Consider the following 14,289-nt stretch of genomic DNA (forward strand, 5'->3'; position numbering starts at 1 on the left):
ATGGCGGTACCGCAAGAAAAGTGGTCGTTTGTATCGTTATTGGAAACAGTAAGATTCCACCTGAGTGACTATTTTCATTTCACCGCCGCGGCTACGGTCGGACGCCTTAACCACTGTGGAGACGACAATGAGCAAAATCCTGGTCCTTTACTACTCGGCTTATGGCCACATCGAGCGCATGGCGCAGGCCGTGGCCGAAGGGGCGCGCGAGGCCGGCGCGACCGTGGACATCCGCCGCGTGCCCGAGCTGGTGCCCGAGGAGGTCGCGCGCGCATCGCACTACAAGCTCGACCAGGAAGCACCGGTTGCCAAGGTGGACGAACTGCCGGATTACGACGCGATCATCATCGGCACGGGCACGCGCTACGGCCGCATGGCCTCGCAGATGGCGAATTTCCTCGACCAGACCGGCGGCCTCTGGGCGCGGGGTGCGCTGCATGGCAAGGTCGGCTCGGCGTTCACTTCCACCGCCACGCAGCATGGCGGCCAGGAAACCACGCTCATGGCCATCCATACCAATCTGATGCACTTTGGCATGGTGTGCGTCGGCCTGCCCTACAGCTTCCAGGGCCAAATGCGGCTCGACGAGGTGACTGGCGGTACACCCTACGGTGCCTCCACCATCGCCGGCGGCGACGGCTCGCGCCAGCCGAGTGAAAACGAACTCGAAGGTGCCCGCTTCCAGGGTCGCCTGGTGGCCGAGGTCACTACCAAGCTCGCTGGCTGATCCGGGCTGTCGGACGCACAATGCAGGATCCTCGCGATCCTGCATTGGCGGAAGGCATGGAGCATCTGAAGCACCCAAGATCACCATCACGAAGGAACTGGAGCCGCTGGCTCATCCTGGCGGTCATCCCGCTGTTGGCCGGCGCCTGCTCAACTCTTCGGGTCCACGACAATGCCGCGCTGCGCTCGCGCATGAGCTTGGATGGCTTGGCACTCGCGGGTCATCTTTCCAACACCACGAATGAAGTCGTGTCGATGCTGGATCTTCGCACGACGTGTTCCCGCGCGAGCAACGAATGCGCCTCACGGATTATCGACGCTACGGGCACGATCCGCGAGGGCACGCGGTTGATCGCCGCTTCCGACGTCCTCTATCAAGCGGCCAAGCACGGCCCCCAGGACACCCGGGTCGCGCACTGGCGCGCCTGTGCCCACCATACCCATCGCTACCTGCACGCCCCGATGCTTCCGGGACGGCAAGGGCCAATCACCGCGCGGACGCAGTTGGCACTCCGACTGCACAATGCCTGCACGGCCGGGCTTGCGCTGAACGCGATCGCAGTCCGGGGGCCCGAGGGCTTCGAATGGGACGTTGAGGCCGCCCACTTCCCACGTGCGGCGGTCACGAACGTCGTGCTGGCGAACCAAGTCAAGGTGCGCGGTCTCAGGACACGCCATGTCGAGGACGGCATCGGGGTCGCAGCGATCGCCAGCGGACGTACTGACGCCGCCATCGGGTCCTTTCCCCCACAGCCCTTCGCTTTGGCCATCAACATTCTGTTCGAGCCTCTTGCCAGCGGGGGGGAGCGGCTCGTCGCTCGTGACGCATCTCGGGCGGGCTCCATCGACACCGCGTTCGGTCCAATCACGCTTTCGCGCGACATGAGCGCCGCCTACGCGAGGGCCGCGGTTGGCTTCGAGAATGAGCTTGGCTATCTGAGTGCGCTGTTTGCTGCCGAAGCGGGCCGCGACGACTCCCAGATCCGGCTCTTGGCGCCCGTGGATCCGAACAAGACGCCGGTGATCCTCGTGCACGGCTTTGCGAGCAGTCCGATGACTTGGGCGAACATGGTCAACGAACTGCTCGGCGATCCCGACATCTCCGAGCACTACCAGTTCTGGATGGCGCGCTACTCGACCGGCATGCCCGTGCTGATCAACCGGCAGCAACTGGCTGGGACGCTGCAGGACTTCCGCAGCCGAGCCTCAGCAGCTTCCGGTGGTTACCGGCATGCGGTGCTGGTGGGGCACTCCATGGGAGGCGTGATTTCACGCCTGTTGCTGACGGATCCTGGAACCGCGCTTTGGAACGCCGCCTTCACTGCCGATCCCGACACCTTCGACCCAGGTGAAGCCGTGGATCGCGCGCGCGAACTCTTCGTGTTCCAGCCGATCCAGGGCGTGGACGAACTGGTGATGATTGCTGCTCCCCACGGTGGTAGCACGCGGGCTGAGGGACTCGTGGCGCGCCTGGTTCAGCGTTTCATTCGCTTGCCGGTCGACACCATGGACTACCTGGTCCAGTTGGCGGTCGAGCATCCAGAGAGCGTCCAGCCTTCAGTGCTCGACAACTATCGTCAGGGTGGTCCGACCAGCCTGGGGACCCTGTCGCCTGACCAGCCAGTGATACATGCCGCTCGGGCCTTGCCAGTGATCGATGGCGTCGCGATCCATTCGATCGTCGGTATCCAGGACCCCGCCAGGCCGGAAAAAGGCGACGGTGTAGTGTCGCTGGAAAGCGCGACCTGGACGGCCGGGAGCGTGGATCACGTGACTGCCGGTCACGACTTACAGACCGAACCCGCGACAATTTCTATTTTGAAGCGGATTCTGCTTAAGCGGATCAATACTGCCCCTCTTTAGAATGACCGGCTCAGAGTGAAGCTACCAAACCGCGGGCTTTCATGCTGTCCATTGAACTCGCGCGTGCGGAAATATCGCGCGAAAGCCAGCTTCCAGGGACCGCGGTTCACGGTGAAGCCCAGTGCCGTTTCAGCGACGATAGACTTTTTGTCGACGTCATGGCTGTCATGGAACAGATTTCCGTCCAGTGAAGGGTCGTAGATTGACCAATATGTATCCACGGCGAGGAAGACATGCCACGCAAAGGACGGATCCCTGCCGTTCGATGCCGGTGCCGTGTTGTCGCCTGCGGGCCGGACTGGGCTTGAACCGAAGTCATCCGGCAGGTTGTGTCCAACGCGGAACTCGAAGCCCCCGTTGATGCGGGTCATTGGGTTGCCCAACGCGCCGCCCCAATGGCTGATGGCATCGCCCTGCAATCCGCTTCGCCCCAGGTCGAAAGCATTCGTGCGGTAGGACCGCTCATGGCGGACGCCAACAAGGATCTCGTCCTTCAGTTGGTGGTCCCATCCGGCGAACTTCTCCGACCCGGTCAGGTCGTGGATCGCATCCTGCGAACGCTCAGCCAGCGAACTGGGCCCCAGGATACCGACGCCCAGCAGAGTCGTTCGCAAGGTATTGCCCTTGCGCGCGTTGTAGCCGGCCACCGCCATCAGTGTTCCAGCATAGGGACGGTCGCCAGTGTCCAGGTCGCTGCGGAGCGGGTCAGTAGGTGTATAGATACGCTGCTCGATGCGCAGCACCATGTTCTGCTGCTCGGCCCCCGCGGGCTGCATGAACTCGAAGTTGTCGTTCAACCAACGGGCGAAACGCGGCAGGTTCGTGTCGGCAGTGTAGTCGGCAAGGTTTGGGGAAACGACGGTGAGCTGTATACCGCTGGTGTAGCCACGGTCGCGGCTGGCGAACAGATCGTTGTCCACGCGCAGGTTCACGGTCGCCGCTGGCCTGGTTGGCGGTTCTGGCTCCGACCAACCCTCCACCGCCGCAGCGGTGAGAGGAATGGTGCCCAAAACCACGGCGAGCAGGATGCGCACCATGCTGATCCCGCTCAGACTGCCGCGATTCATGGCAGTTCCGGCAGGTCGAACACCAGCAGCTCGGCGCCGGTTCCGCGTTCGACGAGCACCTCGTCTTCGTTCGAGTACAGCAACGCGTCCCCGGCGGATACCGTATGGCTGTTGATCACGGCCGATCCGCTCACCACGTGCACATAGCCCAGGCGACCCGGGGACAGGCGGAGCGTATCGGTCTCCGCGCCGTCGAACAGGCCGACATACATCCGCGCGTCTTGGTGGATCGTCACTGATCCGTCTGCGCCGTCAGGGCTGGCCACCACCCTGAGCCGGCCACGTTTCTCCGATTCGGGAAATGCCTTCTGTTCATAGCTGGGCGGAATGCCCGTGAACCTCGGGATGATCCAGATCTGCAGGAAGTGGGTCACGCCTTCGCGATCGTGGTTGTACTCGGAGTGAGTGACGCCACGGCCCGCGCTCATACGCTGTACCTCACCCGGGACGATCGATGCGCCGTTACCCATCGAATCCTTGTGGCCGAGCGCACCGCTGATGACGTAGCTGATGATTTCCATGTCGCGGTGGCCGTGGGTACCAAAGCCCTGGCCCGGTTGTACGCGATCCTCGTTGATCACGCGCAGCGGACCCCAATGCATATGGAGGGGGTCGTGGTAGTCGGCGAACGAAAAGCTGTGCCGGGACTCGAGCCAGCCATGGTTTGCATGGCCGCGCTTGTTTGCAGGACGAAGAGTGATCATGTCATCGCCCCCTTCAAGCACGGGCAGGGAAGCGAGTGCGAGCAAGGCGCAACACACGATCAAGGCTGTAGTCACCTGCACCCTGCGTGGTGAGCAGCAGGAAGCCGCCGGCAATGGCGATGTTCTTGAACAGGTTGTTGAACTGGTTGGCGTCGCCCAGGTCGAAGTGGAACAGGAAGCCGCTGGCCAACGAGAACGCACCCAATGCCAAAGCCGCCCAGCGTGTGAAGAGACCTGCGAGGACAGCAAGGCCGCCGCCCACTTCAAGCAGAATCACCAACGGAAGCAGTCCGCCGGCTATGCCCATGGAGTCCATGTAGTTTTGGGTGGCGGCATAACCACCGATCTTGGTGACGCCCGAGAGGATGAAGATCAAGGCTAGGCCGGTGCGACCGGTCAAAAGTGCAGTGTTGTTCATGGTGAAAGATCCCGTGTGGTTGAAGGAGGCGCCCAACAGCGCTGATTGACGGGGTCAGTATCTATCGCAATAAATACGGGACAAAGGCATGAAAACTGAAAGCATTGATTCAAAAAATGCGACATTGAGCGCGAAGCGCTGTTGCATCTCCGACTAGACGCGCCGCTAGGTACATGACGAATTACATGGCGCCGGGCGTGTATGAAGTTGTGGCGTCGGAGGAAGCGGCTACGTCGTGCGAGTGCTGTCCCGGCTTGTCGGCGGCTCCAGCAGGCATGCTCCCGCCTGGTTCGGTTTCCAGCGCGGCGCCTCGTGCCAATGTCCGGTGCACGGGGCATTTGTCGGCGATTTCCATCAGTCGCTGCCTCTGCTCGTCGGACAGGGCGCCTTTAGCAACAAACGGCGCGTGAACAGATCCGACGGCCCGGTTCCGCGTCGCCGGCTATGGCCAACCGTCACCTGATCCAGCGGGAGTTGCTTGCGGCGCGCATTACATGCGTAGCGTCATCGCCGTGCACGCACCGAGACCTGCGGCGACCAAGTCATAGGGTGTTGACCGCCGACCTCGGGCGGCTCATCGGCGAGAAAATGGACGCCCCCGGCGCTGACCTAGACTTAGAAGTCGCCTTCGCCAGTCTCCGAGACGGTCACGACGCCGACTTGCGCATTGCTCCGCGGTGGCAGTGCACTCTTCAGGGAGCGCGATGACTAGGCAGCGATGATGTGGTGGCGACAGATTCGGTACCCTGACGATCGGTGAGCAGGTGACCGCGCCATAAAGCTCTTGGGATGCAGCGCTGCCTTGTACGATGCCGGCGATCGCATCCTGCGGCGGATGCAGGATCAGCAGAGGCTTCCTGAGCGCGTGGATCCGCTCGATACGGGCAGTGTTGCCATCGCGGATGAAGCCCAGTTCGACGCGCACCTGCTGCAGCTCCCCACTGCTCGTGTTCGGCGTACATGCGCAGGGTGATTGCGGTGCAGGCAACGAGGCCCGACAGGAGATGCTCGTACGCTGTCACTGCTGTCACTGCTGTCACTGCTGTCACTGCTGTCACTGCTGTCATGGGCTTTGCGCTCGTCTGCGACGAGGACGTGATGACCAGCCGTTGCATCGATCCCGTAATTTGCGGTATCCATGGTGCTTACCACCGGGGCAACGAGGCGATCATCAGCCTCAGGCCTTTCGTTCATCGGGCCCGGCCTGCTGGCCAAGAACCTGCTCGGCGCAATCGCCCCGGATGAGGCTGATGACCGACTCACCGCTGATCAGGCGTTTTGCCACGGGCACCATCTGCTCTCCGAGTAGCATGCCAAAAAGGCCAATGAGGGCGATGGTGGGAGGGGCCGGCGATCGGACTTTGAGTGTTGCATAGATAACGCCGACCAAAAGGCCGACCGCGAGCGAGATGACGTAGGGCTTCATTCCGCCTCCATTGGAAAAGTGGATTTCGACCTTAACCCCGGCCGGCAGTTGCCAATAGTCGCGAGGTTGGAATCACCTTGTTTCCTTGCAAGCACCAATAAGCCTTGTTCCTTGCTACCCGGGAGCAGCTTTGTGAACAATGCGGCCCCGATACAAGCCGAATGCTGATGGATCGGATCGAGTGCATGCGAGTCTTTATCGGCTCATCGACCTCGGTGAGGCATTTCGCGCTCCCTTGCAAAGTGATGTTCCGGCGCTGTTCATCAGCGGCACGCTGGATGGCCGCACGCCGCCGGGAAACGCGAAAGCACTGATGCCCGGCTTCAGCGACGCCGCACACTTGTTAGTGCATGGTGCCAGTCATGATGACGAGCTGTGGCGAGGTGATCTGGATATAGCCGCACGTATGCCAATTTCCTTGCCAGCCGATTGGTGAGTGATGCTGAGTTCGAAGTGCCGCCACCGATTTTTTCGAAAAGAAAATTTGGTTTGCGGGTGCAAGTGCTCGGTATCGGTCCCGGGACGGCACTGGCTGCGCTCGGAATACTGGCTGCATTGCTATTGTTCGTATTAGCGCTGGTGCGGCGGTAGCGTCCAAGTCGCGGATTCGCCGTGGAACTTAGAGGAGGCGATTAGGGCTTTTTTTCGGGGGGGGGGGTAGGGCGGATGGCTGCTTCCGACCCAAAGCGGACCTTCAGTAGCACTGCAAACCACTACTCGGGAACTGCTAGCGCCTCCACGTTCGCTACGCCGAACAGCTGCGTGGCCGTCGTCAATGCTGTGGCGGACAAAGTCTGCGTCGCCAGCACCGCGAGCCGCTTCATAGGCCTGGAGAGTGAGACGTAAAAGAGATTGCGTGCGCGGTAGAAACCCTTGGTGTTCGCTGTGATGAGCGCCTTGGTCTCGATAAGTTCCAAGAGCTTCGGCCAGTTGTAGTGGTTCCACCCGCCACCGAGCACGACCAGCACGTTCTCGAACTCCGCTCCCTTCACGCTGTGCTGGGTAGCAAAAGGTGTCTGCTTGTCGATGAACCGAGCCAACGCCGTCATTTCGGAGTAGGCAACATCGCGCAGCGATCGATGGCGCTGCAGTCCCGTCGCGTCCGCCGCTATCGGCTCGCCATTCAACTGTCTGAGCTCTTCCTCGCGGCGAAGCACGCGATCGGGAAGCGCAGGTCGCTTCGTTGCCTGCAGGTGATCAAGGACTCCGCCTATGGTGCCCTCGTTCCTTAGCGTCATTAGCGCGTCCATGTCGTCACGCCAAGACTGCTTGTCCGCCTGCGTGTTGATGGCAGGACGCGCACCGTAGAGACGGAAGAGCTCACCATAATTGGATGCCTGATACGCCTCCGCCATCGGCTCAAGTGTCTCAGCGAAGAACTTGATCGAGGGATCTTCCTTCCTCGCGAACGCGTCGTTGCGTCCGGAAAACACTTTGGCAATTGAGGGGTAGCCCTGCTCTGCCGCCAGCGTGTTGTGGGTCAGCATGAGCACCTTGGTTTTACCCAGATCCCATCCTTCACCTTGCAGGCGCTGCATGAGCGACTCCCGTACCGTGCGGGCGAGCTCGGGAAAGAGATCGGCCTTCGAATGCGGCGTGTTCGTCCTCGCGCCAGTGAACAGATTAGTGTGGAAGAACCTTGCCTCGCCGGCCGCTTCAGGGTCGGCCACTGCCTGCGTCAGTTCCGGCCGGAGCCGATTGAGCACGTCAACGATGGCGGGCGCCGAACGGAAGTTCGATCCCTTGTCGATCGCCTCAATCGGGTAGGCGGCGAGCTCGTACTCGCTGTTGTATATCGTCTGCCAATGATCACCAAACAGCCCGATGAGGGGACCCTTTTTGGGCGTAAAAAAGTAGTCGGTGATAGCCGTCATGAAGTCGCGGTCGGTGTCTTGGTATTCGTCGATGAAGACGATTGGAAACTGTTGCTGGAATAGGAGCTGGAACTTGGGCTTCGCGAGAAGCTGCGACATGTACAGGGGAATGTCGTCATGGGCGAGCGTGATGCGCTTGTCGTCCACACCGAAGAAGCCAAGTTCGTATTCCACCAGCTTCGACCCGACGCCGCCCGCCTCTTCTAGCTTGCCACTTCGGCTCTCCGATGCTGAGACGAGTTCGCGAAGCGCCTTCTGGTACTGGCGTAGAAAGGCCCAAGAGAATGCGTGGATGGTCTCGACAAGGATGGCGGGATGACCTTCCACCTCACGCGCGATTTCCTCGCGCGCGACCTCCGTATAGGTGATGCAGGCGATCTTGCGTCCGCTTTGCATCAGCTCGGTGCCTCGCTCTTCGATCATCCGCTTCAACGCGGCGACAAGGGAATAGGTCTTGCCGGCCCCTGCGCCCGCTTCCAGCCGGAAGCTGCAGCCTTCATCCAAACATGTCTCGATCTTTGCCTGTGCCCGTTTGGCAGCGGCGAGAGCAGGGCTGTCCTGGACTCCGTTCATGCTGCCGCCTCCCCGGCAGCAGCTTGGACGGGCGGCACGACCGGTGGATTTTCCGCTGCGGGCGGAGGTGGTTCAGAGAGCCATTTCAGGCCATCGATCATGTACCGCGGCACCTTCCAATTCTTTTCGCGGATCGCGAAGCGCAACGCTGTTTCTGACTTGGGTAGGTCCTGCGCGATATCCCAAGCATCCTCTGCTTGACCGTTGCCGTCGGCAAGCTGAAAAATCCGAGGATTCGCGAGCACCAGCGCATCCTCATAGGTGCGCGCACAGATGTTTGATCCGGGCGTTTCCGGCACCTGGTAGGCGATGCGGCGATAGCCGGAAAGCTTCTCGGTGTCGGTTTTGGCGAGCAATGTTTTCATGTCAAAGTCGGGAGCAGGCCTGGCCTCGGCTTCGCCTTCGTCCTTCTCGCCAGCTGGCTTGAACCACTCACGGATTGCTGCATTCGATGTCCTTTCGCCCAGCGCGACCGGGCATTTCTCCCACACTTTTCGATCATTTCCTTTCCTGTCCTTCTTGGTAGCTGACCGTACGGCATCGAGGTCAGTGACGACCAGCGTCTTCAGCTCAAGGAAGTCCAGCAGTGGATAGAAGATGTGTGCATAGGCGCCGCCCACCTCGACTGTGGTGATGTACTGCTTAGCCAACTTATGCTCTTCATCCAAGTCGCCATCGACAATCTCGCAGAGTCTCGGCATCAGCACCCGCTCGGTCGTACCTTCCACGAGGATCGCCTTGTCCGCGAAGTAGAGGTCGCACTTGGTAAGGGTCATGTACTGGTGCAGGAACTCCTGCTCGGGCTTCGAGATCGCCGCCATGCCCTTCTTGAAATCCTTCACCTTCGTCCGGCGCCCCGATGCCGGCACCGGTTGCTGATTCAGGAAATAGCGTATCGCTTCAAACGGCGCGGCATTCGCCACATGCGAGGAATGCGTCGTAATGACGAACTGTACCTGCCATGCCGGCTCGTCTGGATATTTCGCCGACAGCTTGCCCACCGCGGCGTTCAACTGATTGATGAACACCTCCTGCATCTGGGGGTGCAGGTGCGCTTCGGGTTCCTCGATAAAGATGAGATGGGTTGCTGGGCGTGTCGGTCGCGCGCGGTAGAGTTTATGGTGACTCTCCAGCTGCAGTAGCATGTAGATCAGGTTGCGTGTGCCAAGCCCGTTATAGCCTTCAGGCAAATGCACGCCGTCGGCGCCGGCATAGACCACCTTGGTATGGTCCGACAGAAGCGCATCGACATTGAGCGATGTCTCCGGCTGCAACACGGTGTCGTTCATGCTCGGAAAGCCCAGCACGTTCATCGCTGGCAGCAGTGCTTTCAGCATCGTATCGAATTCCGACTGCACCTCCCGTTCGATACCCTCAACTGAGGATTTCAGCTGGGCCGCGAGCTGCTGGTCTGCTGCGGCTGCAGTCGGAGTGGATGCGGTCTTGAACAAGGTGCTTAGCAGCTTGCCGATGACATCGGTGTCGCCGTGCTTGGCATGATCGAGCGTGCGTTGGGCGCGCACCAGGTTGCATTGGAGCAATGCGGCGAGGTGTGTCGTCCCTTCGAACTGCCGAACATTCGCTGGGTCCGTTGGATCGATAGCACTGATCTGGACACTATAGGCCTTGGGTATCGCCTCCTTGAGATGCCTCATGAAATGGACTTTCGGGTCCACGCCGTCAGGAGCCTCCGCAACCTCGAGCAGCTGCTGCAGCGATGGGAGGGTGGGTGCGTACTCCAGTTTTGCGATGGCGGCCGTCGAACCCATATCGAGGTCGATGATGAATGCTGATAGTGGCCCTAAGGAGTGGGCGGCACTGTCATAGGCGAAGGTCAGGGTGACCGTGATTCTCGGAAGGGTGGAGAGGACCTTGTCCAGGTCTTCCCCTTTCTGCCTGAGCTCCTTTGCTTCGAAGAATTTGCTGCGGGCGCCAGCAGAAAAATCCTCAAGCCTGAACTTCGCGCCGACGTCGCCAGCGAAACGCTCGAACACGTCGGTGAGGGATGTTTTTCCGCTGTTGTTGCGACCCACGATAACCGTCGATCCCGGCTCCAGCATGAGCTCGACATCCTGAAGCAGGCGAAAGCCTTCGACTCTGACCTTCTGTATGCGCATGTCTCTCCTCCCCAAAGGCTGAGGAGAGCCTAATTCATTCTTTCGTCGGGCACGAAGCAGGCCGCTCCGATCGGAACCCAAGTGTCCCTGCGCTTGGGCAGACATTGGTCCGTTCCAGCGGGTGTTGAGCCATCGGCCACTCCTCCTGTCAGTGACTGCTAATGGCCGGAAGCCGACGTTCGCGCGGGTGGCCGCTTCCGACCGGAGCGGTCATTTCAAATCACCGGGGCGAACTGGTTTGCACAGAGCGGCAAGTGATGGGATAGGGAAGGTAGAGCCCGCCGGAAGGTGGTCCTTTTTTCGACTCTACGGTCAACCGTCTCAACAGTCTCAACCGGTGAGATGGGTCAGTGCGACGCTTCAAGTCCCTTAGTCCCGGACACCTGTTATGCCTCGCCGCCGCACCATCGTCTGTGACCATTGCGGGTACTTGCAGCTCAAGCGAGACACGGAGTGCGATCAATGCGGACGCATGACGCGTCGCGAACGAAACCGATGGATTGCCAAGGGCATCCAGTTGGCAGTGATTTTGCTCGTCGGCGCATATGGGTACGTCAAGATCAAGGGACTCATGCCCCAGTAGGGATCGGATCTCCTGATGCCTCGCTTGAAACGGCCGGCGCGCGGACTTACAACTGCTGACGGGTCAGACAATTTTGTCACCCCAATGATATCGCTGACGAACGTGATCGTGGAATACCCCCGATTCGCTTCCATCCTTCTCACGGAGTTTTTCACAATGGCACAGCCTAGCAACCCGAACAAACCTGAGCATCCGGAGCATCCGGGACACCCCCAGCATCCGCAGCACCCAGAACATCCGGAGCATCCGCCTCGGCCGGAAGGCCCGCAAAACCCGCCCAAGCCGCCGCGCCCACAGGTAGGTTGATCGTGAACGGCACGTCGCTCGAACCCGAGTGGGAGCGCGTGTTTCCCGGCTACATGGCCTGGGAGCTCGCCTCTCTTCGGCGCCGGGCGCGTGCCGTCAAGATCGATACGGAAAAGTTGGCACAAGGCCAGTTGGAGGTGACCTTTGACTGGCCATTGCGCGACAAGTGGATCCCGCTGCATGCGGTTTTCCAGTCCACCCATCCCTACGTCCGGCCCCAGGTGATGTTGCGCACGGCACCGGAGGACTGGCCCGAGCGACATGTCGCGCCAGATACGGGGAACATCTGTTTGCTGGGACGCGACTCGGCTCAGTGGCAACCTGAGTGGAGCCTTGCGGATCTGCTGGAGCGTCAACTCGAAGGCTCGCTCTTTGGCGGTAGCGAAGAGGACCCACAGGGCGAGCCGGCCGAGTACTGGTGGAACGTGATAGGACGGTCCCAGTTGCGCGACTCCTATTGCTTGGTTGACTCGGATTGGGACTTCGCCTCCACCGCAGGCGGCGATCTGGAGCTCGTTGTTTCATTCGAGCCGCCGGCGCCACGCGGCGTGCAGCCGACCGCGCCGCAGATTCGGGCTTATGTTCGGCGGGTTTTCAACAAGAACGGCGAAACCGTCGCCGAATGGACAATGCCACTGCCGCCAGCCTTGGCCAGTGGACGTGTCGTCCGCGTTCCGTGGCACCGCCACGACAGCGTGCTCCTACCGCGACCGAATATTGGCCATCGAATTACTGAGCTCCGGCGAGAGCACTTCGGTGGACCGGGCAGACGCGAGGCACTGCCGGGCGGGGTCAATATTCGCCCATTCGTGTTTCTGCACCCAATCGAGCTTGACGAGACCCGCACCGGCGATGGTTGGCTAGTCGGATTGGAGTGGGGCGATGCGAAAGACTTTCGCGATCGACCTGGCGCGGCGCCCAAGGGTGTAGTGATTCCCATCTTGCGCGCAGGTCGCTCCGACCTGGGCGTACGCGTTCCAGCAATTGCTGCGTTGGCCGGGCGCAAGGTCACGGTGGTTGGAGTGGGTGCGCTGGGCGCGCCCATCGCGATCGAGCTGGCTCGAAACGGCGTAGCGCGACTCACACTCATTGACTTCGACGTTGTCGAACCGGGCAACAGCGTTCGCTGGCCGTTGGGTGCGCCCGTGTGGGGTAAACCAAAAGTCAATGCGTTGAAGGAGCATATCGAGGCGCACTTCCCGGGCTGCCAGATCGAGCCACGACCGCATGGCCTTGGCATGAGCTCGAATCCGACCGATGACGAGCTGTTCACAGACGTCCTCGCCGACACAGACTTGCTGATCGATGCCTCGGTTTCGCACAGCGTCAATCGCCTGCTCTGGGACAGGACCCAGCGTCGCGATGTGCCGATGATCCAACTGGGCGCCACGCCAGAGGTGCGGGGGGGAACCGTCGTGCACTATCCGGTCGGTGGACCGTGCGTGCTGTGCCTGCAACACGCGCGGATTGCAGGGACAGTGGACGAGCCAGCCGGCAGCGATGACGAGAGACGGGTACAGCCCGCTGGCTGCGGAGAGCGCACTTTCGTCGGCGCGGACTACGACCTGCAGGAGCTGTCAATGCAAGCGATTCGCCAGGCGGTTGCAGTCGTTTCGGGTAGTCTCGGCGCGAGCGTCGTCGACACCTTGGACCTTGCCGCCGACGGTGATCGCTCAGCCCCGCCCGTGTGGCGTCGGCAGACGCTCGAGTCCTCTCCGGAATGTAACTGCTGGAAGATCCGTGATGCGCCCGCGCCTAGCCCTGCCGCACAACCTAATTGAAGCGTGCCGAGTTGAGGCGTCTCGGACATTCCCGGAAGAATCCGGCAGTGTGCTCATGGGCGAGAGACTCAGCCCAGATAGCTGGCGAATTGACCATGTCATTGGGCCCGGTCCGGGTGCGCGGCATGATCGCTACCGATTCACTCCTGATCCGGCGTGGCAGCACGAGCGGATCGCAGAGCGCTTCCAGGCGACCGGAGGGCGATCGACGTATTTGGGGGACTGGCACAGCCATCCGGAGGCGCGCCACGGGCGCCTGAGCTACATCGACCGTGGCGCGGCACACACTATCCTTCGTTCGGCAGATTCCCAATGCGACCGAGTGCTGATGGCAATTGTCTGGGGACGACCGGACGATTGGGACATGGATGTATGGGCGTGCGAGCTTGGCCACGGATGGTTTTGGAGCAATGGGGTGGTGGTCGCGTCGGCCGAGATTGATTGAAGTGGACCGTCCGGGCGCGTTCGTGTGGCAGCTATTGGTTAAGTCCGCTTCTGGCCGAGAGCGGACCAAGCCGCTACCGCCCCGAGGCGGACCTCAGCCCCTCGGCATCGACTCTCGTGACAGATTCCGAATTACGGCGCTTTACGGGGAGTCTCGTAAGTTACGAGAAACTAGCGCCCTTCCCGTAATCCGTCCTAACGTATTGTTTCCATGGACATTATTGAAACATGGAAACTGCGCGTGTCAGGGAGCAGGCTTCGGGGCGGTGCACGATTGGCGAAACCGTGGAGCGGCGATTCCATGACGAAAACGGCAGGGTGGACGGCGTTGATCGCCGCCCCCGTGCGATCGGCGATGTCTGGCTTAATGCAACAGGCCGTCGTCTCCAGGTTCTGCACTGCCCTTC

At 61.0% G+C, this 14,289-nt stretch carries 11 protein-coding genes; 5 read left to right on the forward strand and 6 right to left on the reverse strand.

Annotated elements, in window-relative coordinates; translation table 11 throughout:
• Window positions 1-127 precede the first annotated feature (127 nt).
• Together wrbA and ACW5DN_RS04470 are read left to right on the forward strand one after the other, a co-directional pair.
• The gene (gene wrbA / locus ACW5DN_RS04465; protein WP_456961539.1) at window positions 128-727 is read left to right on the forward strand and encodes an NAD(P)H:quinone oxidoreductase; all 600 of its coding nucleotides are present in this window, start codon (window positions 128-130) and stop codon (window positions 725-727) included.
• 20 nt (window positions 728-747) lie between these two features.
• Complete coding sequence (locus tag ACW5DN_RS04470; protein ID WP_456961540.1) at window positions 748-2,589, forward strand: esterase/lipase family protein; 1,842 nt, start codon at window positions 748-750, stop codon at window positions 2,587-2,589.
• Here the strand turns inward: ACW5DN_RS04470 and ACW5DN_RS04475 are convergent.
• From ACW5DN_RS04475 to ACW5DN_RS04490, 4 genes are all read right to left on the reverse strand, one after another.
• Complete coding sequence (locus tag ACW5DN_RS04475) at window positions 2,586-3,656, reverse strand: lipid A deacylase LpxR family protein (RefSeq protein ID WP_456961541.1); 1,071 nt, start codon at window positions 3,654-3,656, stop codon at window positions 2,586-2,588. The genes ACW5DN_RS04470 and ACW5DN_RS04475 overlap by 4 nt on opposite strands.
• Window positions 3,653-4,360, reverse strand: a complete 708-nt coding sequence (locus ACW5DN_RS04480) for a pirin family protein (protein ID WP_456962960.1) — start codon at window positions 4,358-4,360, stop codon at window positions 3,653-3,655. The genes ACW5DN_RS04475 and ACW5DN_RS04480 overlap by 4 nt, the downstream gene beginning before the upstream one ends.
• 13 nt (window positions 4,361-4,373) lie before the next feature.
• A complete protein-coding gene (locus tag ACW5DN_RS04485) occupies window positions 4,374-4,778 on the reverse strand; it encodes a DoxX family protein (RefSeq protein ID WP_456961542.1) in 405 nt (134 codons plus the stop codon).
• 1,177 nt (window positions 4,779-5,955) lie between these two features.
• A complete protein-coding gene (locus tag ACW5DN_RS04490; protein ID WP_456961543.1) occupies window positions 5,956-6,204 on the reverse strand; it encodes a XapX domain-containing protein in 249 nt (82 codons plus the stop codon).
• Window positions 6,205-6,385: 181 nt separating this feature from the next.
• Between ACW5DN_RS04490 and ACW5DN_RS04495 the strand changes: the two genes are divergently transcribed.
• On the forward strand, window positions 6,386-6,640 hold the full coding sequence (locus ACW5DN_RS04495) for an alpha/beta hydrolase (protein ID WP_456961544.1): 255 nt from the start codon (window positions 6,386-6,388) through the stop codon (window positions 6,638-6,640).
• A 277-nt stretch (window positions 6,641-6,917) separates the two neighbouring features.
• On the opposite strand, the gene ACW5DN_RS04500 is transcribed toward ACW5DN_RS04495, so the two are convergent.
• Window positions 6,918-8,651, reverse strand: coding sequence for a UvrD-helicase domain-containing protein (locus tag ACW5DN_RS04500; RefSeq protein WP_456961545.1), 1,734 nt, complete (start codon window positions 8,649-8,651; stop codon window positions 6,918-6,920).
• Window positions 8,648-10,768, reverse strand: a complete 2,121-nt coding sequence (locus ACW5DN_RS04505; RefSeq protein WP_456961546.1) for an ATP-dependent nuclease — start codon at window positions 10,766-10,768, stop codon at window positions 8,648-8,650. Before ACW5DN_RS04505 ends, ACW5DN_RS04500 begins: the two co-directional genes overlap by 4 nt.
• Window positions 10,769-11,659: 891 nt before the next feature.
• Between ACW5DN_RS04505 and ACW5DN_RS04510 the strand changes: the two genes are divergently transcribed.
• Both ACW5DN_RS04510 and ACW5DN_RS04515 read left to right on the forward strand, forming a co-directional pair.
• Window positions 11,660-13,438 carry a ThiF family adenylyltransferase gene (locus ACW5DN_RS04510; protein WP_456961547.1) on the forward strand — a complete coding sequence of 593 codons (1,779 nt, stop codon included), beginning with the start codon at window positions 11,660-11,662 and terminating at the stop codon, window positions 13,436-13,438.
• A complete protein-coding gene (locus tag ACW5DN_RS04515; RefSeq protein ID WP_456961548.1) occupies window positions 13,401-13,883 on the forward strand; it encodes a Mov34/MPN/PAD-1 family protein in 483 nt (160 codons plus the stop codon). The genes ACW5DN_RS04510 and ACW5DN_RS04515 overlap by 38 nt, the downstream gene beginning before the upstream one ends.
• The last annotated feature ends 406 nt before the right edge of the window (window positions 13,884-14,289 follow it).

This window comes from Lysobacter sp. A289, assembly GCF_054072675.1.